Source organism: Vibrio sp. 10N.261.54.A5, assembly GCF_041471145.1.
Lineage (GTDB): Bacteria > Pseudomonadota > Gammaproteobacteria > Enterobacterales > Vibrionaceae > Vibrio > Vibrio crassostreae_C.
In genome coordinates this window covers 82,870-109,079 of the sequence record NZ_JBFRNU010000045.1, presented here as the reverse complement: position 1 = coordinate 109,079, position 26,210 = coordinate 82,870, and the positions used below count along the sequence as shown (strand labels likewise).

General features: G+C 45.0%; 23 protein-coding genes and 2 pseudogenes. 13 read left to right on the top strand and 12 right to left on the bottom strand.

Annotated features, from left to right (window positions below; genetic code table 11):
• Positions 1-189: 189 nt before the first annotated feature.
• The 6 genes from AB4329_RS14275 to AB4329_RS14250 form a co-directional block, all read right to left on the bottom strand.
• A complete protein-coding gene (locus AB4329_RS14275; RefSeq protein ID WP_017064722.1) occupies positions 190-927 on the bottom strand; it encodes a DUF3726 domain-containing protein in 738 nt (245 codons plus the stop codon).
• A complete protein-coding gene (locus tag AB4329_RS14270; RefSeq protein ID WP_372138595.1) occupies positions 924-2,726 on the bottom strand; it encodes a hypothetical protein in 1,803 nt (600 codons plus the stop codon). The genes AB4329_RS14275 and AB4329_RS14270 overlap by 4 nt, the downstream gene beginning before the upstream one ends.
• Positions 2,727-2,980: 254 nt before the next feature.
• Positions 2,981-4,588, bottom strand: a complete 1,608-nt coding sequence (locus AB4329_RS14265) for a BCCT family transporter (RefSeq protein WP_017066850.1) — start codon at positions 4,586-4,588, stop codon at positions 2,981-2,983.
• Positions 4,589-4,818: 230 nt separating this feature from the next.
• Positions 4,819-5,814 (bottom strand): membrane dipeptidase, encoded by a 996-nt coding sequence (locus AB4329_RS14260; RefSeq protein WP_372138593.1) that lies wholly within the window; start codon positions 5,812-5,814, stop codon positions 4,819-4,821.
• Positions 5,815-6,020: 206 nt separating this feature from the next.
• A complete protein-coding gene (locus AB4329_RS14255) occupies positions 6,021-7,481 on the bottom strand; it encodes an aldehyde dehydrogenase family protein (protein WP_017060834.1) in 1,461 nt (486 codons plus the stop codon).
• 187 nt (positions 7,482-7,668) lie between these two features.
• On the bottom strand, positions 7,669-8,067 hold the full coding sequence (locus AB4329_RS14250) for a RidA family protein (RefSeq protein WP_017060835.1): 399 nt from the start codon (positions 8,065-8,067) through the stop codon (positions 7,669-7,671).
• A gap of 157 nt (positions 8,068-8,224) precedes the next feature.
• Here AB4329_RS14250 and AB4329_RS14245 point away from each other — a divergent pair, with 157 nt between their 5' ends.
• From AB4329_RS14245 to AB4329_RS14200, 10 genes are all read left to right on the top strand, one after another.
• The gene (locus AB4329_RS14245) at positions 8,225-9,109 is read left to right on the top strand and encodes a LysR family transcriptional regulator (RefSeq protein ID WP_017060836.1); all 885 of its coding nucleotides are present in this window, start codon (positions 8,225-8,227) and stop codon (positions 9,107-9,109) included.
• A 716-nt stretch (positions 9,110-9,825) separates the two neighbouring features.
• The gene (locus AB4329_RS14240) at positions 9,826-10,227 is read left to right on the top strand and encodes a hypothetical protein (RefSeq protein ID WP_017060837.1); all 402 of its coding nucleotides are present in this window, start codon (positions 9,826-9,828) and stop codon (positions 10,225-10,227) included.
• 1 nt (position 10,228) lies between these two features.
• The gene (gene atpB, locus AB4329_RS14235; protein ID WP_017060838.1) at positions 10,229-10,999 is read left to right on the top strand and encodes a F0F1 ATP synthase subunit A; all 771 of its coding nucleotides are present in this window, start codon (positions 10,229-10,231) and stop codon (positions 10,997-10,999) included.
• A gap of 47 nt (positions 11,000-11,046) precedes the next feature.
• Complete coding sequence (gene atpE / locus AB4329_RS14230) at positions 11,047-11,283, top strand: F0F1 ATP synthase subunit C (protein ID WP_004730405.1); 237 nt, start codon at positions 11,047-11,049, stop codon at positions 11,281-11,283.
• A 54-nt stretch (positions 11,284-11,337) separates the two neighbouring features.
• A complete protein-coding gene (locus tag AB4329_RS14225; protein WP_017060839.1) occupies positions 11,338-11,808 on the top strand; it encodes a F0F1 ATP synthase subunit B in 471 nt (156 codons plus the stop codon).
• 11 nt (positions 11,809-11,819) lie between these two features.
• A complete protein-coding gene (locus tag AB4329_RS14220) occupies positions 11,820-12,371 on the top strand; it encodes a F0F1 ATP synthase subunit delta (protein ID WP_017060840.1) in 552 nt (183 codons plus the stop codon).
• 9 nt (positions 12,372-12,380) lie between these two features.
• Positions 12,381-13,922 carry a F0F1 ATP synthase subunit alpha gene (gene atpA, locus AB4329_RS14215; protein ID WP_017060841.1) on the top strand — a complete coding sequence of 514 codons (1,542 nt, stop codon included), beginning with the start codon at positions 12,381-12,383 and terminating at the stop codon, positions 13,920-13,922.
• A 46-nt stretch (positions 13,923-13,968) separates the two neighbouring features.
• On the top strand, positions 13,969-14,838 hold the full coding sequence (gene atpG, locus AB4329_RS14210; RefSeq protein WP_017064727.1) for a F0F1 ATP synthase subunit gamma: 870 nt from the start codon (positions 13,969-13,971) through the stop codon (positions 14,836-14,838).
• 44 nt (positions 14,839-14,882) lie between these two features.
• Positions 14,883-16,268: a F0F1 ATP synthase subunit beta gene (gene atpD, locus AB4329_RS14205; protein WP_017060843.1), complete on the top strand. Its 1,386-nt coding sequence runs from the start codon at positions 14,883-14,885 to the stop codon at positions 16,266-16,268.
• Between the two features lie 14 nt (positions 16,269-16,282).
• Positions 16,283-16,726, top strand: a complete 444-nt coding sequence (locus AB4329_RS14200) for a F0F1 ATP synthase subunit epsilon (protein WP_017060844.1) — start codon at positions 16,283-16,285, stop codon at positions 16,724-16,726.
• Positions 16,727-16,910: 184 nt separating this feature from the next.
• On the opposite strand, the gene AB4329_RS14195 is transcribed toward AB4329_RS14200, so the two are convergent.
• The 5 genes from AB4329_RS14195 to AB4329_RS14175 form a co-directional block, all read right to left on the bottom strand.
• Positions 16,911-17,447 (bottom strand): RNA-binding S4 domain-containing protein, encoded by a 537-nt coding sequence (locus AB4329_RS14195; RefSeq protein WP_372138591.1) that lies wholly within the window; start codon positions 17,445-17,447, stop codon positions 16,911-16,913.
• Positions 17,448-17,564: 117 nt separating this feature from the next.
• Positions 17,565-19,187 carry a microcin C ABC transporter ATP-binding protein YejF gene (gene yejF, locus AB4329_RS14190; protein WP_102320979.1) on the bottom strand — a complete coding sequence of 541 codons (1,623 nt, stop codon included), beginning with the start codon at positions 19,185-19,187 and terminating at the stop codon, positions 17,565-17,567.
• Positions 19,188-19,196: 9 nt separating this feature from the next.
• The gene (locus tag AB4329_RS14185) at positions 19,197-20,219 is read right to left on the bottom strand and encodes an ABC transporter permease (protein ID WP_017060847.1); all 1,023 of its coding nucleotides are present in this window, start codon (positions 20,217-20,219) and stop codon (positions 19,197-19,199) included.
• Between the two features lie 31 nt (positions 20,220-20,250).
• The gene (locus AB4329_RS14180; RefSeq protein ID WP_004730359.1) at positions 20,251-21,339 is read right to left on the bottom strand and encodes a microcin C ABC transporter permease YejB; all 1,089 of its coding nucleotides are present in this window, start codon (positions 21,337-21,339) and stop codon (positions 20,251-20,253) included.
• A 12-nt stretch (positions 21,340-21,351) separates the two neighbouring features.
• Positions 21,352-23,247, bottom strand: a complete 1,896-nt coding sequence (locus AB4329_RS14175) for an extracellular solute-binding protein (RefSeq protein ID WP_372138589.1) — start codon at positions 23,245-23,247, stop codon at positions 21,352-21,354.
• A 412-nt stretch (positions 23,248-23,659) separates the two neighbouring features.
• Here AB4329_RS14175 and AB4329_RS14170 point away from each other — a divergent pair, with 412 nt between their 5' ends.
• Complete coding sequence (locus AB4329_RS14170) at positions 23,660-24,703, top strand: endonuclease/exonuclease/phosphatase family protein (RefSeq protein ID WP_372051107.1); 1,044 nt, start codon at positions 23,660-23,662, stop codon at positions 24,701-24,703.
• Positions 24,704-24,818: 115 nt separating this feature from the next.
• On the opposite strand, the pseudogene AB4329_RS14165 reads toward AB4329_RS14170, so the two are convergent.
• Positions 24,819-25,253 (bottom strand): annotated as a pseudogene (locus AB4329_RS14165) (outer membrane protein); the annotation flags it as partial.
• Here AB4329_RS14165 and AB4329_RS14160 point away from each other — a divergent pair.
• A pseudogene (locus tag AB4329_RS14160) lies at positions 25,238-25,503 on the top strand (transcriptional regulator). The pseudogenes AB4329_RS14165 and AB4329_RS14160 overlap by 16 nt on opposite strands.
• 200 nt (positions 25,504-25,703) lie before the next feature.
• On the top strand, positions 25,704-26,123 hold the full coding sequence (gene rbsD, locus AB4329_RS14155) for a D-ribose pyranase (protein ID WP_017060853.1): 420 nt from the start codon (positions 25,704-25,706) through the stop codon (positions 26,121-26,123).
• The last annotated feature ends 87 nt before the right edge of the window (positions 26,124-26,210 follow it).

The window sequence follows — 26,210 nt, the reverse complement described above, 5'->3', positions numbered from 1 at the left end:
GAGAGGAAGAATGAAAACGGGAGACAAATAAAAAGAGCTTAACGAGGTGAGGATACGTTAAGCTCTTTGGCTTTATCTGTTGTAAATGAGGTTTTTAGGTTGAACAAGCTCAGGCTTTATAGGTTTAGTTTCTATAAGCCAAAGATCTATAAACTGAGCTTCTGTAACTTATAGCTCTATAAAATAAAGCTAAGAAGCCTCGAGCTCACCTGCACCTTGAATTGAACGTTGGCTGTTTTCAACAAGGATAGCCGTCGCCGTTTCTTTCAACGCGCCCCACTCTCCATCGTCAACTTCAATGCCCTCGTTCCACGCCTTCTCTTGAGTTTTAAAAAGCGCTTCCGATTCAATGTGTGTTTGGTAGCCATCTGACAAACGTTCGATATCGAAATCCTGGACGGAAAGCTCGATGGTCATATTGTGGATATGATCGTCCGATGCCAGAGGCAAATCTGATAAAAACAGTTCTGGTGCAACGCAACCACGGTTAAGCACATACAAGGTGCTCTTAGGATTTGAGCCATTATCCCAACGTGCGGTACATGCGATGCCTTTCGCTGCCAGTTTTACAAGCTCACTGTACGCTAACCAACGGTTATGGCAGTTGTTTAGCTCGATTTTCAGCGTCTTTTTACCGACCATTTTTTCAATGGCGTAATCCATCACCACAGGAAGATGACACGCTAAGCTCGCCTTGTGCAGGTCCACTTCAACTGTGTTGTCGCTTGTCACTTGGATGTCTACAGGGCAATCGTCTTCTAGCCCCATAAAGTTGCTCGCATTGTTAAAATGACGAACACCATCCAAGCCAACCATTTGTAAATCTGCCACCATGTTCGCTATCACATCGGCTTCACCACATGTACGACGCATACCCAGAAAGGCTTTATTAACGGCCGCTACCAGTTCATTGTGAGAAACGATCATAACGATTTACCTCCATGTTGAGCGTTGATATGTGTAGGAACTTTATTTGAGTCAGCGATCTCCGCTTCACTTGGTAAGATTGGGAACACCCATTCGTCCTGATGAATTTCATCAAGCAACGGTGCACCTTGGAAAAACGTCACTCGTACCCAACGGTCTGAGCGAGGATCAAACTTAGTCGCTCCAAACATCGCTAGCTTACAACGCAGCAAATGCATTGGTGGCGAGTCTTGGTGCAGCACGTTCATTTGAATGTCGCCCATCGCCTTGTTACCTAACGTCCACACACGGCGCGCAATGGCACGATGCTGCGGTTGTTTAACAAGGAATTCAGCCAATGAAAGCTCTGGCGCGAATTGCAATAAAGCATGGTACAGACGGTAAGCTTGACGGCCGATATCCAACGGCAGTTCGCGCTCTTCGCCGAGTTCCTCGCCTCGAACACCGAGCCTTGGCTCTTCTTTGTCCTGAGAGCGATACCAGAACCAGTAGTTATTTTCTGCTTTCGTAAAGTCAGTCGTGATCGCCCAACGGTACTTTTCTTCTAACACAACCAATAGGTCTTGGATCTTCTTGCCACTAGGAAGCGAGAGTGTTTCGCTACAATTCATATGCTCTTGATGGGCGTCCACTAATTCTGGGTACAATTCCATCAAGCATGAGATAAGGATTTCTTGGGCTTCCATACTCATGTGCTTAGATTGTTCAACTAACTGCGCCCATGTATCGCAATGGTTTACAGAAGCTTCTAGTGACTGTTCTGCGTGTTTCAACTCATCAACAGCGGTTTTGTTCAACTCTTGCTGATTTTCATTGATGGTAACAACTTGTTCTAAATGACAAATCGCTTTTTTAACTAATGTACGTAGGGGCTCAATCAATGCCGTATCCGTGTGATTAGCTAACACGTCAGCTAATGCATGCTCACGGGTTGTCATCCATTGATCGACAATACTTGGGTGGTTAATCAGATATGGCGCCATACCTAAACCTGTGGCATTACCCACACCTAGGTAGCGTTGTAAGCCTCTGTGCAAGGTAATCGCTTGTTCACCGCCTTGTTGCTCCGCTAGGTAATGAACCCAATCTAGGCTGAACTCACGCAGCATATAAACAGCACACATTTGAGCACTGAACGATTGATTAAAATCTGGATTCTTTTCCAAGATTTTAAAGTCAGCAATACCAAATTTTCCATTACCGTATACCGCTGTCGTTCGCAGGATGTAACCCACTTCAGCCAGCTCTTTTGGCGTTGGTTGAACACCTTTAGCCAAGTGACTCACGATGTGTTCAAACACACGTACACTTTTGTTTGCACGCGCCAACACAAGCACATTATTTGGATTACGGCCTGCTTCTTGAAGCGGTACATTCGCACGAAGTCTTTCAAGTAGGGCGACATCAACATCACCAAGAACAAGCGCAAACGTTACGTCCCACTTTTCAGCAATTACACGGTCATTTCGTTCGTCATCTGCAATCTCATCGCAGAAAACAACCAAATGATAAACATGGTTTGGCGTCGCAAGCTTATAGATAACATGACCAAAGCCCTGAGCGTCTAATTGCCATTCATGTTTGGTCACTTTCCATTCTTGCTGCGCCATTTTACGAATCAGAGTTCTAACGAAGCTGATACGTGTTTGGTGCATTGCACCTAGCCTTTCCGGAGCCATGACGACAGTCGCGTCACGTAGTGCTGATTCAGTGTAGGTAGAACGATGTGCATCCATTTTGCTCACCACCTTATAGTTATAGGATTTTGCTAGCCATTCCGAACCGAACGTTGCCATCATTTGAAGCATTCGTTGTTACAGTGTGTTGGGTAGCTTTCACGTTATTTGGGGTAAGCGAGCTCACCCCTTATTATTTGTCCTGACTAGATCGATTGACCTAAATACGTGCCGCCCGGTGTATCTTCACCAGTACGGTTTTTATCTTCCTTCCGGAATCTTGTATCAGCCTTCTTTCAAAGGCTCACACCTTGTTTATCTTCAGTTTTTAGAGAGCTTTATCTCTACATTTTCTTCTTTATACCGGCATTGATGTTTTATAAGCCTTGATCTTTCGCCATCTTGATTGCGATTTGAGGCGCATTCCAAAGTGATGGCAGCAAGATTAAGGACACCGGTACCGCTGTGATAACTATGAATGATTGCAGCGCTGAAATACCGCCGGAACCTAGGGAAATCAGAATCAATGCTGTTACCCCCATCATCACACCCCAGAAAGTACGAATAATTGCGTTAGGCTCTGTCTCACCGCTGACTACCACACTGATGGTGTAAGTCATTGAGTCACCTGTCGTTACGATGAAGATCGTCGTCAAGATCAAGAACAGAATAGAGATAAGCATTGGCATTGGTAGTTGCTGAGTTACTGCCAGTAGCGCGCCAGGTAAATTAAAGCCTTCGAACGCTTTACTTACGCTGCCTGGGTCTGCAATTTCAAACGCAAGGCCAGAACCGCCAACAATGGTGAACCAGAAACATGTTACGAACGGTGCAATAAGACTGATGGTTGATACCAATTGGCGAATACTACGACCGCGTGAAATACGTGCGATGAAGATTGCCATCATTGGGCCGTAACCTAAGAACCAACCCCAGAAGAATACTGTCCACCAGCTCAACCAACCTTCGTCACCACGGTATGTTGCCATTGGGATGAAGTTGTCTATCATGCTGCCTACACCTTGGATGTAGCCATTGAAAATGAAGTTTGTTGGGCCGAAGATCAGAATGTAGACCATCAATGACATTGCTAAAATTACGTTGTAACGGCTTAGCATTTGCATTCCGCGGTTAAGACCACTTAATGCCGACAATGTGTATAGAACGATAGCGAACAGGATGATGATAAGCTGCGTCGTGAAGCCATCAGGAATATCAAACAGTGCGTTCAGTGCGTAGCTCACTTGCAAGCCTAAAAAGCCGATAGGACCAATGGTGCCCGCCGCTACTGCGACAATACAACATGCATCAATCAATGCGCCGGTGTGACCTTTCAATGCTCGCTCGCCTAAAACTGGGTAAAGCAAAATACGAGGTTTAAGCGGTAAGCCTTTGTCGTAGTGAAGGTGCATCACCACAATAGACGTTAAGCTACCGACAATGGCCCATGCTAGAAAACCCCAGTGCATGAAGGATTGCGATAAAGCATTCACCGCGCCTTGCTGTGCGTTTTCTTGTGCGCCGTACAATGGTGGTGGGCTAACGTAGTGAGCGATAGGCTCTGCTGCTGCCCAAAATACACCGCCACCTGCCAGTAGCGTACAGAAGATGATCGCCATCCAACGGAAGCCGTCCATTTCAGGTTTAGCGATGCCGCCTAGGATAACCTTGCCTGTTCGCCCTGCCGCCAGGCCAAGACCAATAAGAAAAGTCAGAAGAAGAAGCATTTGCCAGTAAGGACCGAATACTTTTACAGACCATGCAAAGCCCGTATTTACTAGGCTTGATAACAGCTCGCCATCAAATAGAGCAAGTGCCACGAACAGAGCGATAAAACCGCCGCTGTACCAAAGTGCTGGGTTGGATAGGCCTAATTTGTCTGACGTAGACTCAGACTCGTTTGTGTTGCTTTTTGCATTAATTGTTGTGTGTGCTTGACCCGCATTTAAGCTTGAAGATTTCACGCTATTGGTTAAATCAGACATACTCTGACTCCAGAGGTTTCTTTGCAGCTGTCATTTGAATGATGACTACAAGGGTGTATTTAACACCTGCCCTATTGTTTTTTGTGTTGGGCAGGCTAATCCATGTTTGGGTTACCGCGTTGCGAAATAGACCGTTGTTCCTTTTGAATAGTGAAATTGGTTTAAGCAGCACTTGCTTATTGAACGTTTGTTAGAAGGCTGCTAATTCGATGATGGCTCGCGAGAAACCGTTAACCCTTGGTTTGAGGCTCTAGGCCATCTTTCAAGAAGTTAAACCAGTTTTCTCCCAAGACTTGCCCAGCTTCAGACTCACTGAAACCATGACGCATCAATCCGTTATATATGTTTTCCATACCCGCACTACCACAGAACCAAGGCAACGCATCTGGCCAACCTGAGTTGTTCGCAGAGCCTTCGCCGTAGTCCATTGCTTTAGACCAACGACCATTTCTCATCCATTCAAGAACGGCTTGAGGTTGGTTTAAGCATAGGTCACTGCCAATACCGAGGTGCTCTACGCCAACCATGTCAGCCGTAGTCGCAACCATCTGGCAGAAATCTTCCAACGTACATTGACTGCCATTTGGTAAGTGGAATGGGTACAAGCTGAATCCGATTAAGCCGCCGCGTGCGGTTAGAGCTTTAATCACATCGTTTGATTTATTTCGTAGTGCATCATGAGCAAACGTTGGGTTCGCATGGCTGATACAAATAGGACGAGAAGACAAGTCGATTGCTTCAAGTGTTGAGCGCTCGGCACTGTGAGACATATCTATGATCATGCCCACTCGGTTCATCTCTTCGATGGCTTGTTTACCAAAGCGAGTAATACCTGTGTCGTTCTTCTCGTAGCAACCCGTCGCCAATAAGCTCTGGTTGTTGTACGTCAGTTGCATGATCAAAAGGCCTTGCTTACGCATCACTTCGATAAGACCGATCTCATCGTCGATTGGAGAACAGTTTTGAGCACCAAGGAAAATGCCGACTTTGCCAGTCGCTTTTGCAGTCTCGAGATCAGCCATTGAGTGAATCGGCATGATAAGGTCTGCGTTCTGCTCGAATCTTAAATTCCATTCTGCAAAGCGAGATAAGGTTTCACGAGCCGTCTCGTGGTAAACCGCGGTAGCGTGAACTGCTGTAATGCCGCTCGCCTTTAGTGTTTGGAAATATTCTCTGTTCCAATTGCAGTATTGCAATCCATCTATAACAATCCGTTGCTGGTACATAACCACTCCTATTGAAAGCTCAGTGTTCTAGCTCGGTTTTGAAAACACGCTCAAATAACATGTTTTCAAAAATGGGTTAAATCACTTGTCTAAGTTCGTTTGCTGCTTTGGTTTGAATGTTGGCCTGACTCTGTGAATCAGGCCAATTCGATAGCTGGATAGCTAGGAAGTTAATTCAGCTATCCAATTCTTATTTAGAAAGTGGATTAGTAAGGACGTTGGTAAGCCGTCTTAACCACTGTGTAGAACTCTTTCGCGTATTGACCTTGCTCACGAGGACCGAAGCTAGACTCTTTACGACCACCAAACGGTACGTGGTAATCCGTGCCTGCTGTTGGTAGGTTGACCATCACACAACCGGTCTGCGCTTGTTGCTTGAACATTGCGCTAGTACGTAGGCTCTGAGTAATGATGCCGCCTGTTAGACCGAAGCGAGTGTCGTTGGTTGTCGCAATCGCTTCTTCTAGGTCAGCGACACGAATCACACTTGCCATTGGTGCGAACACTTCTTCTTGGTTCACTTCCCAATCGTTCTTAGTGTTCAAGAACAGCGTTGGAGACATGTAGAAACCTTCGTGCTTCATACTCAAGCGTTCGCCACCAAATGCCAGCTCACCGCCGCTTTGACGTGCTTTCTCAACCCAACCTAGGTTTGCTTCAAGTTGGTTGCCATCAACGACAGGGCCCATGAACACCCCCTCTTCCAGTGCGTGACCCACTTTCAGCTCGCTCATACGTTTAATCAGTGCTTCAACGTATTGGTCGTGAATGCTATCCATAACCACAAGGCGAGAAGACGCGGTACATTTTTGGCCTGCGCCAGAGAAAGAACCTGCAATCGTTGCATCAACCGCAGTTTGGATATCAGCATCGTCAGCAATAACAAGTGCGTTCTTACTGCCCATTTCTAGTTGGCATCGAACGAAGTTTGGCGCTGTAGCCGCTGCCACTTTACGACCCGTATCAACAGAACCGGTAAAGCTCACACCGTTCACTTCTTTAGAGTTGATCAGTGCATCACCTACTGTTGAACCGCTACCCAGTACAAGGTTAAACGTACCTGCAGGGATACCTTGGCGGTGGATGATCTCTGTAAGCGCGACCGCACTTGCTGGTGTTAGGTTTGCTGGTTTCCAAATAACGCTGTTACCGAAAGCCAATGCTGGAGCAATTTTCCAAGCTGCTGTTGCTGTCGGGAAGTTCCAAGGAGAGATAATGCCGATAACGCCCACCGCTTCGCGAGTCACTTCAACAGAAACACCCGGGCGTACAGAATCTGCGTTGTCACCAATTTGGCGAAGCACTTCAGCCGCAAAGTATTGGAAGAACTGACCTGCACGGTAAATCTCACCGCGACCTTCAGCAAAAGGCTTACCTTCTTCACGAGATAGCAAAGTGCCCAGCTCATCACAACGGGCAATCAGCTCATCACCAATCGCTTGAAGCACCGCTTGCTTGCGTTCAATCGGCGTTTTTTCCCACTCTGGTTGAGCGTGTTTCGCCGCTGAAATCGCTTGTTGAACTTGTTCAGCACTTGCTTGTGCAAAGTTGCCAATATTTTCAGAAATATCTGATGGGTTAATGTTCGCTACGGTGCTTACACCCGCTTGCCATTCGCCGCCAATGTAAAGTGCGTTTTCTGCTTGAACATTCTGTAAGTGAGTCATCATTCTGTCCTTGTAACGTTAGGTTGCGGTTGAGTCTGGCAACCATCGGATTAATTAATAAATTGTTAATTTATATAGAGAATAAGTATTAATTTTGTATCTAAACGTAAAACTATTCGCTTGTATCAGTAAAGATCTGCGTAGACAAACAGCTTTGATTGGCAAATTGCCTCAGTTCACAGTCCATTTATTCAGGTTGAGACGCCGATGCATAAACCACGAACTCAACCAACATCTCTTCTCTAGCTAGCCCTGCAACAACGACTGCTGCACGATTTGGATAAGGTGCGTTGAAGTATTCTCCGTATACGCTGTTTACCGTTTTCAGGTATTCACGGTCAGTCACGTAAATCAGAACCTGCAGCACAGAATCCATCGATTCGCCTGCACACTCCAAGGTATGAACAAGGTTGTTAAAAGTCTGACGCGTTTGCGCTTCAATACCGCCTTCTACTACTGCGCCCGTTTCATCGATTGGAATCTGCGCAGTGTATAGAGTGCCGTTATTAACGATTGCCCACTCTAGTGGTGCTTTTGAAGCAAAAAGAGAGGTTTTTACTGGGTGTTTTTTAGTTTGTGCGTTCACGATTTCATCCAACTTTGTAACAACTATGTTTCAAGATGGTTAAATACTGCACCTTGACGCCTGATAAATCTAACGGTAAATTTTGTGCATTTGATAAATAAAATCTATCACCTTGCAAAAAGTAAGGTATAGCAAGGGCTAGAGAAGGATCGGAGTCATGAGTATTAAGCTACAACAGTTAAAACATTTCGTTTTGGTGGTCGAAGAAGGTGGATTTAGAGCGGCATCTCACCGTGCAAATCGATCGCAAGCGGCACTTTCGACTTCGATAAAAGAGTTGGAAAAAATACTCGGCCAACCTCTGTTTGAAACAGGCAACAAATCGACACTGACGCCTTTTGGAGAAATATGTTTGCCCAAGATCATTCAATTTCTGAACGTTTACAAAGCATTAGACAATGACTTACGCGCAGCGGCAGCAGGACAACAAGGAAGAGTTCGAATAGCGAGCGTGCCTTCGGTGGCCGCAAAACTCATCCCTAGTGTTTTAGGGGCATTTTGTGAGCAGTACCCGAATGTAGAAGTGAGTTTGATTGATGATAATGCGGCAGGGGTAGAAGCAAGATTACTCTCTGGCGAGGTGGATGTTGCCCTCGGTAATAGCTCCCATTTAGAAGAAGAGAGCATCGACTTCACGCCTTTGCTTTCTGATCCTATCGGTGTGGTGTGCCTCAAAGATAACCCTATCGCCTCTCAACGGGAAGGAATCGAATGGCAAACCTTGTTAAAGCAGCCCTTCATTCGTAACGGGACTTGCACCCTACTGGACCCAACACCTGCGCGCATGCTCAGCGAACAAGCCCTGTACTCTGTCGAGAACATTACCTCGCTTTTTTCGGTGTTAGAGCTCGGGATAGGCGTGACCACGCTACCTAAGCTGGCTTTCCCAACCAATGAAACCCGCTTGGTGTGGATTCCGCTAATTGACCCACCCTTGCAACGACAAATCGGCATTTTCAGACTGTCTGATCGTACGATCTCGCCACAAGCACAGGCTTTCCATGACTTATGTATTCAATACCTCAGTTATGAAGAGTCATAAGAGAGCCTAGATTAAGTAAATTAGGCAGCGCTCTGCTGCCATTTACTTCCTCAAAACTCGGTGTTTCTTCTCCGCACCATGCTTCTCGCACACCCAGTCCCCCATTTCACTCCTATATCATCAACATTTAGGCGCTGAATTTTCACTCTCGCGCACGCAATTAGTGACAAGCTGACGACAATATAAAAAATATTCGCTTATTGATAAGGAGCGACGTACGTTTAATTTACCAGAAAAACCAGATCTTCCATCATTGCCTCAAACAAGCTTAACCCTACCAAAATCACACTTCACAACTCAGCTTGTAAATGAACCTAAGTGTTTGAATAGTCTTAATTGATAAGATCATAAGTTGAAAATTTAGCTCGCTACTCCCTTCTAAAAAGACCCTCTTTTTCACAAGGATAAAGCATCTTAAATATTCATGAATAAAGTGATAGAACTATTACTTTCATAAATGAAAAACATTCATTTCAAAAATGGAATTATTGATATCAATATTTGTCGTTTTGATCACATAATTTTAGGCGTAGTTTATATTTTGTCGAAACGAGAGCGAACTAGTTTATATCGTTCTATTTCGTCAGGAGATATAAAACCAGCAAGATTATCTCTTTGTTAACAAGCAAAGTTTTATTAACAAGTAAATGCGAGTAGCAAGACATATTCAAACTGTGTTTTATATGAGCTTACACTGTTAAATATAAGGTTTTATTATGAGGCTTAATGGGATAAGTGGTGACATTCTTGTTGCTGCTAAAAGAGTTGTTCTCTGCCAAGTAGTATTAGCCGTCGGTGTAGTTTTATATGAAGTGTTTTTTGGTAATAAAGTAGATATGGAATCGTCGGCTTTGGGTATCGGAATTGCGATGCTACCTCCGCTGTTTGGTTTTATATATGCAAGCCTAAAGGTGCGCAAGAATCCTAATTATAGTTTACGTGACTTAATGCAAATGAGTCGTGTCGTGAAAATAACTTATACGTTCTTAATGTTTATCTTGGCGTTCCAGTTTTTCAAATTGGATAACCCAGTAATATTGTACGCATATATTCTCACTATGGTTGGGTACTTCTTAACACCATTTATTACTGCCTCTACAAGATCGGAGTACGTGTAGTATGGATCAAGTAACTACCGCTCACGAATACATAGAGCATCACTTAACCTTCTTAACTACAGGTGATGGTTTCTGGGCGTTCAATATCGACTCGATGTTGGTATCTTGGATTACGGGTTTACTGTTTATTGGAGCTTTTCGATACGTAGTGACTAAGGGCACTAGCGGTGTTCCAGGTCGATTTCAATGTTTTATCGAACTGATATTTGATTTTGTAAACAACCTAGTAAAAGAGATTTTTCAAGCGGAGGATAAATTAATAGGGCCACTGGCATTAACCACTTTTGTTTGGGTGTTGTTAATGAACGCGGTCGATTTATTACCAATAGATTTCATACCAGCATTAAGTCGTGCAATGGGTCTAGAACACTTTAGAGATCTACCAACGGCGGACGTAAATATTCCAATGTCGATGGCACTCGGTGTATTTATCTTACTGTTGACTTATACATTTAAAAATAAAGGATTGAAAGGCTTTATCAAAGAGCTTACTACGCAGCCATTTGATAACCCTCTTTTATACCCTGTTAACTTAGTTCTTGAATTAATAACATTAATTTCAAAACCTATATCACTAGGCTTACGATTATTTGGAAACATGTATGCAGGTGAGATGATATTTATTCTGATCGCATTAATGCCATGGTGGATGCAATGGGCACTGAGTGTTCCTTGGGCACTATTCCACATATTAATCGTATTCTTGCAAGCATTTATATTTATGGTACTGACCGTTGTTTATTTAGGTATGGCAACAGAAGAACACCACTAATTAATAACTAAAAAATTTAACTAACACATTATTTATCGGAGATACAAATGGATATCGTAAGCGCAGTTTTATATGTAGCAGGTGCATTACTGATCGGTTTAGGTGCAGCAGGTGCAGCATCTGGTATTGGTAACTTAGCAGGTAAATACCTTGAAGGTGTTGCGCGTCAACCAGACCTTACTCCAATGCTTCGTACTCAATTCTTCATCATGATGGGTCTTGTGGATGCAGTACCGATGATCGGTGTTGGTATCGGTCTATACATCATCTTCGCCGTGGCTTAATCAAACCGCTTTGAAAGATCGATTTGTAAATAATCAAGATTTAGTGAGGAAGGTATGAACTTAAATGCAAGCATGTTTGGACAAGCAATCTCATTCGTGATTTTTGTTTGGCTCTGCATGAAATATGTATGGCCCCCTCTCACCGCGATGTTAGACGAGCGCCAAAAAGAAATCGCTGATGGTTTACGCCACTCAGAGAACGCTGCGAAAGAGCTAGAACTAGCAAAATCAAATGGCGCGCAACTCATCGAAGATGCAAGAAAAGATGTTACTGAACTGGTTGAACAGGGCCGAAAACGCCGCAATGAAATCATCAGCTTAGCGCAACAAGAAGCCGAGCAAGAAAAGGCACGCATCTTAGAACAAGGTAGAGCTGAGCTAGAAGGCGAACGCCAAAAGATACGCCGTGAACTTCAGGCAGATATGGCAGACGCAGTAATTCAAAGTGCACAGAAACTGATTAGCAAAAACCTAGATTCCGCAACGAACCGAGCGCTAGTTGACCAAATGATTAGCGAACTCTAAGGAGAGGCAATATGTCAGATTACACCAATATTGCTCATCCCTACGCCAAAGCATCGTTTGAATTTGCTTTAGGTGAAAACCAGTTACAAGAGTGGCACTCAATGCTGTCCATTCTTGTGGCTGTCGCGGAAGAAGAAACGATCGCTAGTCAGATTTCTTCAGCAGAAGGTGCTTCTACACACCAAACAGAAGAGCTGGCAAACCTCATCATTCATATTTGCCAAGGACTCGTTGATGACCACGTCATTAATCTTATTCGAGTCTTGGCCGAGAACGGCCGCCTTTCTGTTGTAAGAGACCTGTTTGAATTGTACTGCGAGCTAAAGGACGAACATGAACGTGTAGTGCCTGTCACTGTCACCAGTTCAGAAATGCTGACACAAGATCAAGTTACGTCACTAACAGCTGCACTTGAGAAGAAATTAGAGCGTCAGGTTGAAATGAAGCAGGTTATTGATGACACGTTAGTAGGTGGAATGGTCATCAAGGCGGGTGAAACCGTTATCGATGGTTCTTTAAACACATCAATTGACCGATTGGCTCATCAACTTCACGCGAGATAGGTAACAATTATGCAATTAAATTCAAATGAAATCAGCGATCTAATCAAAGAACGCATCTCGAAATTTAATGTGAGCACCGAGGCTCGCAATGAAGGCACTATCGTATCGGTTCGTGATGGCATCATCACAATCAATGGCCTTGCTGATGTTATGCAAGGCGAGATGATTGAGCTACCAGGTGGCAAATACGCACTCGCACTTAACCTCGATACGCACTCAGTAGGTGCGGTGGTTATGGGCCCCTACACAGACCTATCTGAAGGTATGAAAGTGAAAGGTACAGGTCGTATCTTGGAAGTCCCCGTCGGTAACGGTCTTCTTGGCCGTGTTGTGAACACATTAGGCGAGCCAATCGATGGCAAAGGCCCAGTAAGTTGTGACCGACTCGACCCTGTAGAAGTGATTGCACCCGGTGTAATCGAACGTAAGTCTGTTGATCAGCCAATTCAAACTGGCTATAAAGCGGTTGATACCATGGTGCCAATCGGTCGTGGTCAACGTGAACTTATCATCGGTGACCGTCAGACGGGTAAAACAGCGTTAGCTATCGATGCGATCATCAATCAGAAAGATTCTGGCATCAAATGTGTGTATGTGGCGATTGGCCAAAAAGCCTCCACTATCGCTAACGTGGTTCGTAAACTCGAAGACCACGATGCGCTAAAAAACACCATCGTAGTCGTGGCATCAGCATCAGAGTCTGCAGCGCTTCAATACCTAGCCCCTTATGCGGGTTGCACCATGGGTGAATACTTCCGTGACCGCGGTGAAGATGCATTGATCATCTATGATGACCTATCAAAACAAGCCGTTGCTTACCGTCAAATCTCGTTGCTATTGAAACGCCCACCGGGTCGTGAAGCCTTCCCTGGCGACGTATTTTACCTTCACTCACGCCTTCTAGAACGTGCAGCACGAGTGAATGCAGAGTATGTAGAGAAGTTCACTAACGGTGAAGTGAAAGGTCAAACTGGCTCATTAACGGCGCTTCCGATCATTGAAACTCAAGCGGGTGACGTATCAGCGTTTGTACCAACCAACGTAATCTCAATCACCGATGGTCAGGTTTTCCTTCAAACCCAATTGTTTAACTCAGGCTTACGTCCTGCAGTAGACCCAGGTATCTCGGTATCTCGTGTGGGTGGTGCGGCGCAATGCAAGATCATCAAGAAACTGTCTGGTGGTATCCGTACTTCATTAGCTCAATATCGCGAGCTGGCGGCCTTTGCTCAGTTCTCTTCTGACTTAGATGAGATGACGCGCAAACAGCTAGACCATGGTGAGCGTGTTACCGAATTAATGAAGCAAAAACAATACTCTCCAATGTCAGTCGCTGAGCAAGCAACGGTTATCTACGCAGCAGAGAAAGGCTACTTGGTCGGTGTTGAGCTAAACAACATTGCCCGTTTTGAAGAAGAGCTGATTGCTTATGCCAAAGGTCAGAACCCTGCGTTGTTCGAAAAAATCAACGCGACAGGCGATTACAATGACGAAATCGACGGTGCTCTTAAAGAGATCCTAGAAGGTTTTGTTGGGATGAAAGCTTGGTAAGTGCTCCGGTTTGTTAGCTGGAAATCAAAACAAATAGGAGCAGATTATGGCAAGTACTAAAGAAATTCGCACCAAGATAGCCAGTGTTAGTAACACTCAGAAAATCACTAGCGCAATGGAAATGGTTGCAGCAAGTAAGATGCGCAAGGTTCAAGACAACATGACGCTAACTCGCCCCTACGCCGAGAACATGCGAAAAGTTATCTCTCATGTTGCATCGGGTTCCCTGGAGTACCAGCACCCTTACCTGCAACAGCGTGAACCTAAGCGTGTCGCTTACATCATTATCTCGTCCGATCGCGGCTTGTGTGGTGGCTTGAACTCAAACTTGTTCAAGAAAGTGTTAGAAGAAATGGAGCAATGGCGCACCAAGGGAGTCGAGGTAGAAACAACCTTAGTGGGATCTAAGGCTATCTCGTTCTTCCAACGCGGCGGCAACGTTATTGCACAAACGTCAGGTCTTGGCGATACACCTAAGTTAGAAGACATCTTAGGTACGGTGAATGCGATGCTCGGGCATTACGACGAAGGTAAAATCGATAGCTTGTATCTCGTTTACAACCAGTTCGTCAACACCATGGTTCAAGCGCCAACGACCTTGCAGTTGCTCCCCCACCCTTCGGATTCTGAGGAAGGTGGTGAGCCTAAAAAAGCGCGTCGTTGGGACTACATCTATGAGCAAGCACCCAAAGACATACTCTCAGAACTGTTACATCGATACATCGAATCGCAAGTGTATCAAGGCATTGTTGAGAGCATTGCCTGTGAGCAAGCAGCCCGAATGGTCGCTATGAAAGCGGCGACTGATAACGCAGGCCAACTCATTGATGACTTGCAGTTGGTCTACAACAAGGCGCGTCAGGCTGCCATTACCCAAGAGCTGAGTGAAATAGTCTCAGGTGCCCAAGCTGTCTAGGGCTAGAAAAGACTGGGTCAAGAACAGAATTTGAGGATTTAAGAATGAGTGTTGGAAAAATAGTTAAAGTAATCGGCGCGGTGGTTGACGTCGAGTTCAGCGGCGGCAACAGCCCACGCGTTTATGATGCATTGAAAGTGACTAGCGACGAAGCAAGCTCGTTAGTATTGGAAGTACAACAACAACTGGGTAGCAATATCGTTCGTTGTATTGCAATGGGTACGTCAGATGGCTTACGTCGTGGCCTAACGGTTGAAAACACAGGCTCTCCAATCACGGTTCCTGTCGGCGAAGAAACGCTAGGCCGTATCATGAACGTGCTTGGTCAACCTATCGATGAGTGTGGTGAAATCGGTCAGAAAGAAAACTACGAGATTCACCGTGAAGCCCCTTCTTATGAAGAACAAGCAAACAGCACTGAGCTTCTAGAAACAGGCGTTAAGGTTATCGACCTTATCTGTCCATTCGCTAAGGGTGGTAAAATTGGTCTGTTCGGTGGTGCTGGTGTAGGTAAAACCGTCAACATGATGGAGCTTATCAACAACATCGCCAAAGCCCACTCAGGTCTTTCTGTGTTTACCGGTGTAGGTGAGCGTACTCGTGAAGGTAACGACTTCTACTACGAGATGAAAGAAGCAGGTGTACTAGACAAAGTAGCCATGGTTTACGGTCAAATGAACGAGCCACCGGGAAACCGTCTACGTGTAGCACTTACAGGCCTAACTATGGCTGAGCGCTTCCGTGATGAAGGTCGTGACGTACTGTTGTTCATTGATAACATTTACCGTTACACGCTTGCGGGAACAGAAGTATCAGCTCTGCTAGGTCGTATGCCTTCAGCAGTAGGTTACCAACCAACACTGGCTGAAGAGATGGGCGTACTTCAAGAGCGTATCACGTCAACAAAACAAGGCTCTATCACCTCTATCCAAGCAGTATACGTACCTGCGGATGACTTGACTGACCCATCGCCAGCAACAACCTTTGCTCACTTAGATGCGACCGTTGTACTGTCTCGTAACATCGCGGCACTGGGTCTATACCCTGCGATTGACCCGTTAGATTCAACGTCACGTCAGTTAGATCCGCTGATCGTAGGCCAAGAGCACTACGACATTGCACAAAAAGTACAAACAACGCTGCAACGCTACAAAGAGCTAAAAGACATCATCGCGATTCTTGGTATGGATGAGCTGTCTACTGAAGACAAACAGACCGTATCTCGCGCTCGTAAGATTGAACGTTTCTTAACGCAGCCTTACCACGTAGCCGAAGTGTTTACCGGTCAGAAAGGTGTCTTTGTACCGCTAAGCGAAACACTAAGAGGCTTTAAAGGTCTATTGAGCGGAGAATATGACGATATCCCAGAGCAAGCGTTCTTGTACTGTGGCTCTATCGACGAAGTGCTTAACAAAGCAAAATCACTCTAACAGGCAGGTGCACCATGGCTATCGGAATTACAGATAATACATTTCAACTTAATATTGTAAGTGCGGAAGGTACGCTGTTTTCAGGTCCAGCGTATGCCCTAGCCGTTTCTGGCGCTGACGGTGAACTGGGGATCCGCCCCGGTCACTCCCCGCTTCTCAGTAAGATCAAACCGGGCGTAACCGTGTTTGTTACAGACCCTAAATCAGAAGGCCAAGTGCTGTATGTCTCTGGTGGGATGCTGGAAGTTCAGCCGGATGTGGTTACGTTATTAGCCGACACGGCCTTGCATGGTAAAGACATTGACCGCGCTCGCGCAGAAGAAGCGAAATATGCCGCTCTAGAGAACATCAACAAGGGCAACATAGACATTAACTTTGCACAAGCTCAGCTAGAACTAGCGAAAGCCGTTGCTCAGTTACGTGCATCAGAGCTAACTTCTTCTCACACAAGACACTGAGAATAAGCGTTATTGGCCGTTAACTGTGCTAGCAAACAAATACAAAAAAGGCTCACTAACTAGTGAGCCTTTTGATATCTGCGTAACGTAAAACCTAGGTCTAACGTTGCTTGATGTTCAAACGAATAGTTTTAAAAGATTCGTTTTAGAAAAGCAGTTTAGAGCAGTCGTTTAGAACTGTAGTTTAAAAGAACTCAATCGAATTACGGCCGCTTTTGTCATCACGTGTTGGCTTTGGCGTATCCGCTTTCTTTCTCGGTTTCTTCTCTTTTTTCTCTTTCTTTGGTTCAGCCTTTGCGCTTAGCATTTCTGCTTTGCTTTTCTTAGATTCCTTCTTCTTAGAATCCTTTTTAGACTGACCTTTCTTCGCCTTGTTCTCTTTTTTAGGCGTTTCTTTCTTTTTCGGCTTTTCTGATTCTTCTTGTACTGGCTGATCACACACCACTACATAGTATTCTTGGTTGAATTCAAAGAAGTCGCCATCGTACATTTTACGACGCTTACGGGTTTCTAGCTCACCATTTACCGCTACGTAGCCTTCAGAGATGATGTGCTTAGCTTCACCGCCACCACTCACTAGGTTAGCAATTTTAAACACTTTGTAGAGCTCGATTGGCTGTGACGAAACATCAATACCAATTGCTTCAATTTCAATCTCTTCGCCTTCTTCGCCCAGCTCTTGGCCTTCGTAATCAGCGTCTTCGTAATGTTCTTGGTCCATGGTGACCTCTACCTAAATATGTACTTCTGAAATATTGGGCGCAGTGTAATCTTAAAACAACGAAATGACCATGTTGAATTCAACCAGAGCCCATTTGTTTTAAACAAACCCTCTGCGTTATAAAACACCACCAACATTCGAAAGACTCACCAACTGCTTAGTATATTCATGCTGCGGATTACCAAACAAAGTCTCAGTGTCGCCCTTCTCTATTACCTCGCCAGCTTTCATGACGATGGTGTAATGACACAAGGATTTCACGACATTCAGATCATGACTGATAAACAAATAGGTCAGGCCATACTTTTCTTGAAGTGACTTCAGCAAATCCAATACTTGAGCTTGAACGGTTCTGTCCAATGACGATGTTGGTTCATCGAGCAGGATAAACTCTGGCTTTAAAATCAAAGCACGAGCAATCGCAATACGCTGCCTTTGACCGCCAGAAAACTCATTTGGGTAACGGTGACGCGTTTCAGGATCGAGGTCAACCTCTTTCATTACGTCACAGATGCGTTGGTCGAGTTCGTGCTCATCCAATTGTTGATGCACTAACAAGCCTTCGCCAATCACTTGCGCGACCGACATTCTCGGGTTTAGCGCAGAAAACGGGTCTTGGAAGACCACTTGCATGCGGCTTCTAAACGGAAGCATTTGTTTTCGGTCTAAACCTTGAAGTTGTTCACTCGAGTAGGTAATTGACCCTTCACTATCCACCAGCTTAAGTATCGCCATACCGGTCGTCGATTTACCAGAACCACTTTCGCCAACCAAACCGATTGAGTGCCCTTTCTTCAAAGTGAACTCCATGTCGGTCACAGCTTTAACATGAGAAATGGTGCGCTTGAATAAACCGCCCGTGATCGGGAACCAAACACGAAGTTGATTTACATCGAGTAGCGGTTTGCTTTCGGGTGACACAGGAACGGGCAAACCTTTCGGATCAGAGTTAATAAGTTTTTGAGTGTAAGGGTGAGCAGGCGCGTTAAACAGGGTATGACAGTCGTTACTTTCAACCAAGCGACCATCTTTCATTACTGCTACTCTGTCGGCAATCTTACGAACGATACTCAAGTCATGAGTAATGAAAAGCATTGCCATACCCAGCTCTTGTTGCAGGTCTTTTAGAAGGTCGAGGATCTGCGCTTGCACCGATACATCCAAAGCCGTTGTCGGCTCATCAGCAATAAGCAGCTCTGGTTCATTGATCAGTGCCATCGCGATCATCACGCGCTGGCGTTCTCCACCAGATAGCTCGTGCGGATAGGCTGAAATCTTTTGCTCAGGATAGCGAATGCCAACCTTTGAAAGCCACTCTATCGCCAAGGCTTGTGCTTTGTTGGTTCGCATACCACGATGAATTGCTAAGGTTTCAACAAGCTGTTTTCCAATTCGATGAAGCGGATTTAGGGAAACCATAGGCTCTTGGAAGATCATTCCAATACGACCACCACGAATCCCACGTAGCTGTCTTTCAGAACAACTCAGAATATCGGTGCCAGAGAAATTGATCTTACCGTTTAAGTAATGAGACGAGCCTTTTGGTAACAGCTTTAAAATCGAGTTAGCCGTGACCGATTTTCCGGAACCACTCTCACCCACCAGCGCTAATGTCTCACCTTTGTATATTTCTAAAGAGACATCTTGTGTCACTTGCTCTATCGAGTTTTTTCGCCCGAAACCGACAGACAGTTTATCTATGGTCAAAACCGGAGAAGCAGGCGTTGTATTTGAAGTCATAACCTATCCTTACTTCTGTTGATGCGGGTCGAAAGCATCACGCACCGCTTCACCAACGAAGACCAGTAACGTAAGCATCAGTGAAAGCACGACGAAGGCAGAAATGCCAAGCCAAGGCGCTTGTAAGTTAGCTTTACCTTGCGCCAACAACTCGCCTAACGAAGGCGAACCCGCAGGAAGACCAAAGCCCAAGAAGTCTAACGAAGTCAGTGTGGTCACCGAGCCTGAAAGAATAAACGGCATCATGGTTAACGATGCAACCATCGCGTTAGGTAACATGTGACGAAGCATAATACGTTTGTCATCAACACCCATGGCTTGCGCGGCTCGCACATAATCGAAGTTTCGGCAGCGTAAAAATTCCGCTCGCACGATGCCGACTAAACTCATCCAACTAAACAGCACCATAATCCCGAGCAACCACCAGAAATTCGGCTCAATAAAACTCGACAAAATAATCAGCAAGAACAGGGTCGGCATACCAGACCAGACTTCAATGAAGCGTTGTCCGAATAGATCAACCCAGCCACCGTAGTAGCCTTGTGTTGCGCCAACCACGACACCAATCACGCTCGATACAATGGTCAGAATAAAACCAAATAGAACGGAAATACGGAAGCCATAAATGATACGAGCTAATACATCTCGCCCCTTATCATCAGTCCCTAACCAGTTCACCGAATCGGGCTCCGATGGCACCGCACCTGAAATATCGAAGTTTATTGTGTCGTAGCTAAACGGAATGATTGGCCACACGATGTAACCGTTGTCTTCAATGAGCTCGATAACATACGGGTCTTTGTAGTCGGCCTCGGTTTCAAACTCACCACCAAACTCCGTCTCGGCATATTCATTGATAACAGGCACAAACCATTGATTATCATAAGAAACCAAGAGTGGTTTATCATTGGCAATGATCTCAGCGAACAGGCTCAAGCCAAACAAGATGGTAAATATCCAAAGGGAGATAAAACCACGCTTGTTTGCTTTAAAACGTAACCAACGAGCTTCAGCTAAAGGGTTGTTAAACATTTATTATCAATACCTTGTTATTCGTTCGCCATTAACGCGCTTCAAAATCAATTCGAGGATCAACCCAGGTATACGTCAGGTCGGAGATAATGCTCAGCACCAAGCCAAGCAAGGTCATGATATAGAGAGAGCTGAACACCACGGGATAGTCACGTTGAATGGTTGATTCAAAGCCAAGCAGACCAATTCCTTCGAGTGAAAACATCACTTCAATCAACATAGAACCCGTGAAGAAAATACTAATAAATGCGCTTGGGAAACCCGCAATAATGATCAGCATGGCGTTACGGAAAACGTGCTTATAAAGAATACTGCTCTCGTCCAAGCCTTTCGCTCTCGCAGTCACTACATATTGCTTATTGATTTCATCAAGGAAGGAATTTTTGGTCAGCATGCTGAGCGTGGCGAATCCACCGATAACCATGGCGAAAATGGGCAACGCCAAGTGCCAGAAGTAGTCGCCAATTTGCTGATACCAGTTGAGCTGGTCGAAGTTACTCGACACAAGCCCTCGCAATGGGAACCAACTGAAGTAGTTACCGCTTGCAAACAAGATAATCAGAATAATCGCAAACAAGAAGCCCGGCACCGCGTAGCCGACAATCACCACCGCGCTCGACCAAATATCAAAACGAGAGCCGTGATGTATCGCCTTCATAATGCCTAAGGGTATCGAAATCACATAGATGATTAACGTACTCCACAACCCTAAGGAAATGGAGACAGGTAAACGCTCGATGATTAAATCAATCACGTTACCACCCTTAAACAGGCTTTCACCAAAGTTAAAGGTCGCGTAGTTTTTCAACATATCGAAGTAGCGAACGTGAATCGGTTTATCAAACCCAAACTGCTTTTTGATCTCTTCAACCACTTCAGGATCAAGCCCGCGTGAGCCTTTATAGCCACTGGCAGACGCTTGATCACTTTCACTTAAATCAACTTCTTGTCCACCACCAGAAAAACGCTCCATAATGCCAGAGTTATGCCCTTCTAATTGAGCAACAGCTTGCTCTACCGGGCCTCCAGGCGCTATCTGGATGATGAAAAAGTTGATGGTGATGATCGCCCACAGCGTGGGGATCACCAACAATAAACGTCGAAATATATACGCGGCCATGCTAACTAACTCCTAGCGACGTTTTTCAGGAAGCAAAGCCGACTTCTCTTCTGAAATCCACCATGTATCGATACCTAAATCGTATTTAGGCAATACATCTGGACGCTCAAACTTGTCCCACATTGCTACGCGATACTCGCCAACGTGCCATTGCGGGATGTTGTAGAAATTCCACTGCAATACTCGGTCTAGTGAACGACCTAGTGTAAGAAGCTTTTCAGGGTGCTGTTGGTTACGCGCAATTTCTTCTGTTAACGCGTCAACCACTGGATCGATAACACCTGCAGTATTGTAAGTAGAATCAATGTAGTTAGAGTTCCAAACGATCATTAAGTTCGGGCTAGGATAAGGGTTTGCGGAAAATGACGACGAAACCATGTCGAAATCACGATCACGCAAGCGCTTGATGTATTGAGTGGTATCGATGGTACGGATCTTCATCTCAATACCCATGCGCTTAAGGTTCTTTTGAACCGGCGTTGCGATACGTTCCGTGGTTGGGCTGTAAATCAACAACTCAAATGACATCGGCTTGCCAGTCTTTTCGTTGGTCATGACTTTGTCTTTCAGCACCCAACCCGCTTCTTTCAACAATTTGAAAGCGGTACGCATTTGGCTACGAATACGACCGCTACCATCGGTGACGGGTGGTTGGAATTCTTCGGTGAAAACTCGCGGTGGAATCTGATCTTTGTATTGAGACAACAACTCGACTTCAGCTTCGCTTGGTAAGCCTTTCGCTTCGTAGTCGGTATTTTGGAAGTAGCTACGAGTACGCTTGTACTGACCATAGAACATGTTCTTGTTCATCCACTCAAAGTCCATCGCGTAGGTTAACGCTTCACGCACTTTAGGATCAGAGAACACAGGAGATTGGATATTAAAGACGAAACCTTGAGTCGTTTCAGGCTTCTCGTGGTTAATCTCTTCTTTAATGATGTAGCCTTTATCGAAGTTCGCGCCCGTATAAGAGTTGGCCCAGAACTTAGCCGAGTTCTCGGTTCGAAGATCGAACTCCCCAGCTTTAAAGGCTTCCAACATTACCGTGTCGTCACGGTAGTAATCGTATTGCACTTGCTTGAAGTTATTACGACCAACGTTAACTGGTAGGTCTGCTGCCCAGTAGTTTTCATCTAGACCATAGGTAACACTTTGGCCTGATTTGTAGCTGATGATCTTATAAGGACCACTACCGACTGGTGGCTCACTTAGAGGCTCAGACAGCTTTCTGTCTTTCCAGAAATGTTTCGGCAATACACGAGTGCTTTGCGCGAAGCTAAACAGTTTTTCGCGGTTTGGACTGTTCATTTCAATACGAACAACCAAATCAGAGACCGCTTTTACTGACTTAATCTCTTTGTAATACACACGATACTGAGGCACGCCCTCGGTTGAGAACTTGTCAAAAGTAAAGGCAACATCATGCGCAGTGATAGGCTCGCCATCTTGGAATTTAGCATTTGGGTTGATGTCGATTTCCATCCAAGTGAAATCACTGGAGTAGCGAACCTTTGAAGCGATCAATGGATAGTACGCATCAATCTCGTCACTCGGAGAAAACATCAAGGTATCGTAAATCTCTCCGGTATAACTTGCAGCAACGCCGCGGGAACCGAATCGATTAAAGCTATCGTACGTACCTATGCTGCCATAGGTCACTTTGCCCTGCTTTGGCGCATCAGGATTAACGTAATCGAAGTGAGTGAAATCGGCTGGATATTTTGCTTCACCAAAACCAACCAGTTGTGTGGTTTCAATAACGGTGACAGCAGGAGTTGATTGGGTTTCAGAAGCGTAAGTAACGGAGGGTTGTAAAGCAATAAGCGGCAACATGATTGCACATGACTTCAAATTAAACCTGAAAAACTGAGTGCGTTGCGAGGCTTTGCGTCGAAAAACTGTTCCCATTTGACTCTCCCTTCAAATGTCATGAATTCTATATTCAAGTTGATTTATCGGCTTTGAATGCATGCCGTTAAATCAAGTATAGGTTCAAATCTAACATCATGTAATAACTAATAAAACCATCAGCACTCTATCTCTGACGGTTTATTTACAAATTACTCGTCACCACTCGAAGTTATTGGATGCAGTGAGCTTTGATTGCTTTGGTTCCTTTGATTGAGTTGATTAGCTTGGTGGCGTTGGAAAGCACGGGGGAAGGCAGAAGCACTAAGATTGCTCTAGCCTGAATGACACAAGCCTCAACGGCTAAGATTCCTTTGGTTGGCTTCTAAAGTGAAATTTAGGCTCTAAATAATCAACAAACTATACTTTTACTGGAGTATCCTTGCAGCCTAGGTCTAAATGGAATGACACTTTGAACAAACCAAACCAAATAACATTCGCAACGTTCAACCTTCTGAACTATCTCGAGCCACCGAATGCTTATTATGATTTTGAGAACATCTACAGCTTCGAAGAATGGCAGAAGAAGCAACATTGGATGGCTGAAGCGATTCGCTCATTAGATTGCGATGTGATTGGCTTCCAAGAGATATTTAGCCCGCAATCTTTAGAGCTATTGATGAACGAGCTAGGTTATCCATACTTTGCAGTGGTCGATAGCGCCAACGTTGAAGATGATTACCTATACACCTCACCAGTCGTTGGGATCGCTTCCCGTTACCCGATTGAAAACGTGCAGCCTGTTACGCCAGATTCGAAGTTACTGAAAGCATTCAACCTTGACGACAAATTCTCATTCAACAGAACGCCTGTTCACGCGACGATTACGTTACCCCATTTAGGTTCAACCGACTGTTATGTGGTGCACTTCAAATCACAACGTCCGACAGAGCCAAAAGCAGAATCTGTCGATGCGGACAACACTCAGCAAGGTGCAAAACCACAAAGTGACACGCTCACTCGCTTCCACCAAGAACAACTTGGCTCTTGGCTATCGAGTGTCCAACGTGGTCTAGAAGCTCAGATGCTGCATCAATACATCACCCATCAACGTTACCAGACCGATCAACCTGTTGTGTTGATGGGTGATTTTAATAAGCCTCTATTTAATGATGAGGTTAAAGGGCTGTTGAGTTACTCAATCAACCGAGACGAAAACAGCAAGCATTGGCTATCCCACTTTCGATTAAAAGACAGCTGGGATCTTTACCATCAACTGCATGAAGAAGATTTGCTTGAACAGCGTAAGCCAACCCATTACTACGGCGCATCTGGGTCTGTACTGGACTACATTTTGATGTCGAACGAGTTTGATTGTCAGAACTCGTCTAGTTTGATGGAGATCTCTAGCTACACAGTGTTAGACCATCACCTCACCAATCCAAGCTTTGAACACGACCAATTCAGTACGGACCATGCCATCGTGTCTGTTACCGCTCATATTCGTGAAGCCTAGAGTTAAACATAAAAAAGCTGCAGTCAAAAACTGCGGCCTTCCACTTTAGCTAAACGGGTTGAGCCAACCGACGCCCCATTTAGAAACCGATTTACCGTTTAGCAAAGTATGAAACTTAGAATGTGTACATTGCGCCTAAGTAGAAAGAACCCAGAACAACAGTATCTTCTGTCTTGTGTCCGTTTTCGTAATCTTCGATATCAAAAGCATCGGCTTCGTACGCTAAGCGAAAGCTCAACGAAGACATTGTAGGTGGCGTATATCCAACACCAACACCCATACGGATGCCATCTCCCGAATCATCAAAACCATCTCCTGAAGGGCGAGAGCCATCAGCAAGCTTCATGTCTAGATCAATAGTCGACAGACCGATAGTGCCAAATGGACGAATGCCATTATCAAACGTGTAACCGAGGTTCGCCGTTACCGAAAAGATTTGAGGTGTCCAAGTGAAAACCTTATTACCAGATTTCGTTTTCAGGGCGATATCACCAAAATCTGTGTATTGAGCTTCAACCGAAACAATGCGGTTAAATTTGTAACCAGCAAGGAAACAAAATCACTTTGCGCCCTCGCCTATTAGCAGTGCTCTGCTTGTTATTGGAAAATGTGGGAAGACCGATTTCAAGAGAGCATATTGTTGATGTGTGTTGGGACGGACAACTCTCGTCACCACATGTTCTTGCAAACGTAGTCTATAACCTACGCAATGTGTTCGCGCGATTAGATTAAGAGCATCCAACGTCCAGATCATTACCATTAGTAAGTTCGGATATGCGCTATCGATTGAACCCACGTAAAAGGATTTATGCAATCAATGGCGGTGACTAAGATCACCAAAAAACGCCCCATCGAAACGTTTCGATGATCATTATCACACTCTAAAACAATCAAACGTGCAAATGATAAATCAGACACTATTATCACTATCGAAACGTTTCGATGGCTTTTCTTGAGTTGTTCTCAACCCATCAAGCGTTATTTTTCGATAGGTCGTGATATGAAAAAAAGTACTCTAATAAACTCTGAACTCTCTTACCTAGTGGCGACTCTTGGCCACACAGATGAAATCACGATTTGTGACGCGGGCTTACCAATTCCAGACCACGTAACTCGTATTGATCTTGCTTTAACTCACGGTGTCCCAAGCTTTCAGCAAACGGTAAAAACCATGCTGGATGAATCTCAAATCGAAGGTGTTGTGATTGCAGAAGAGTTTGCGAAAGTAAGCCCAGAGCACCACGCTGCGCTGATTGATTTAATCAAGACAGAAGAAGCGCGTTGTGGCAAATCGCTTTCTATTACTTACATCACTCATGAAGAATTCAAACAGCGTACGCATGAAAGCCGCGCGGTAATTCGCACCGGTGAGTGCACACCATACGCAAATGTTATTTTCCAAGCTGGCGTAACCTTTTAGCTCAAGCAAAACGCAACGACAGCTCAGTGACATCACTGAACCAAAACAATACATAGACAGAACAATCAAATACAACTGGCCCCGAGT

Coding starts and splice junctions, on each gene's coding strand:
- yejF (WP_102320979.1), bottom strand. CDS start 19,187: ATGACTTCAAATACAACGCCTGCTTCTCCGGTTTTGACCATAGATAAA.
- AB4329_RS14220 (WP_017060840.1), top strand. CDS start 11,820: ATGTCAGATTACACCAATATTGCTCATCCCTACGCCAAAGCATCGTTT.
- AB4329_RS14255 (WP_017060834.1), bottom strand. CDS start 7,481: ATGACTCACTTACAGAATGTTCAAGCAGAAAACGCACTTTACATTGGC.
- atpB (WP_017060838.1), top strand. CDS start 10,229: ATGGATCAAGTAACTACCGCTCACGAATACATAGAGCATCACTTAACC.
- AB4329_RS14175 (WP_372138589.1), bottom strand. CDS start 23,247: ATGGGAACAGTTTTTCGACGCAAAGCCTCGCAACGCACTCAGTTTTTC.
- atpD (WP_017060843.1), top strand. CDS start 14,883: ATGAGTGTTGGAAAAATAGTTAAAGTAATCGGCGCGGTGGTTGACGTC.
- AB4329_RS14195 (WP_372138591.1), bottom strand. CDS start 17,447: ATGGACCAAGAACATTACGAAGACGCTGATTACGAAGGCCAAGAGCTG.
- AB4329_RS14240 (WP_017060837.1), top strand. CDS start 9,826: ATGAGGCTTAATGGGATAAGTGGTGACATTCTTGTTGCTGCTAAAAGA.
- AB4329_RS14270 (WP_372138595.1), bottom strand. CDS start 2,726: ATGATGGCAACGTTCGGTTCGGAATGGCTAGCAAAATCCTATAACTAT.
- AB4329_RS14275 (WP_017064722.1), bottom strand. CDS start 927: ATGATCGTTTCTCACAATGAACTGGTAGCGGCCGTTAATAAAGCCTTT.
- rbsD (WP_017060853.1), top strand. CDS start 25,704: ATGAAAAAAAGTACTCTAATAAACTCTGAACTCTCTTACCTAGTGGCG.
- atpA (WP_017060841.1), top strand. CDS start 12,381: ATGCAATTAAATTCAAATGAAATCAGCGATCTAATCAAAGAACGCATC.
- AB4329_RS14180 (WP_004730359.1), bottom strand. CDS start 21,339: ATGGCCGCGTATATATTTCGACGTTTATTGTTGGTGATCCCCACGCTG.
- AB4329_RS14200 (WP_017060844.1), top strand. CDS start 16,283: ATGGCTATCGGAATTACAGATAATACATTTCAACTTAATATTGTAAGT.
- atpE (WP_004730405.1), top strand. CDS start 11,047: ATGGATATCGTAAGCGCAGTTTTATATGTAGCAGGTGCATTACTGATC.
- AB4329_RS14265 (WP_017066850.1), bottom strand. CDS start 4,588: ATGTCTGATTTAACCAATAGCGTGAAATCTTCAAGCTTAAATGCGGGT.
- AB4329_RS14260 (WP_372138593.1), bottom strand. CDS start 5,814: ATGTACCAGCAACGGATTGTTATAGATGGATTGCAATACTGCAATTGG.
- AB4329_RS14185 (WP_017060847.1), bottom strand. CDS start 20,219: ATGTTTAACAACCCTTTAGCTGAAGCTCGTTGGTTACGTTTTAAAGCA.
- atpG (WP_017064727.1), top strand. CDS start 13,969: ATGGCAAGTACTAAAGAAATTCGCACCAAGATAGCCAGTGTTAGTAAC.
- AB4329_RS14245 (WP_017060836.1), top strand. CDS start 8,225: ATGAGTATTAAGCTACAACAGTTAAAACATTTCGTTTTGGTGGTCGAA.
- AB4329_RS14225 (WP_017060839.1), top strand. CDS start 11,338: ATGAACTTAAATGCAAGCATGTTTGGACAAGCAATCTCATTCGTGATT.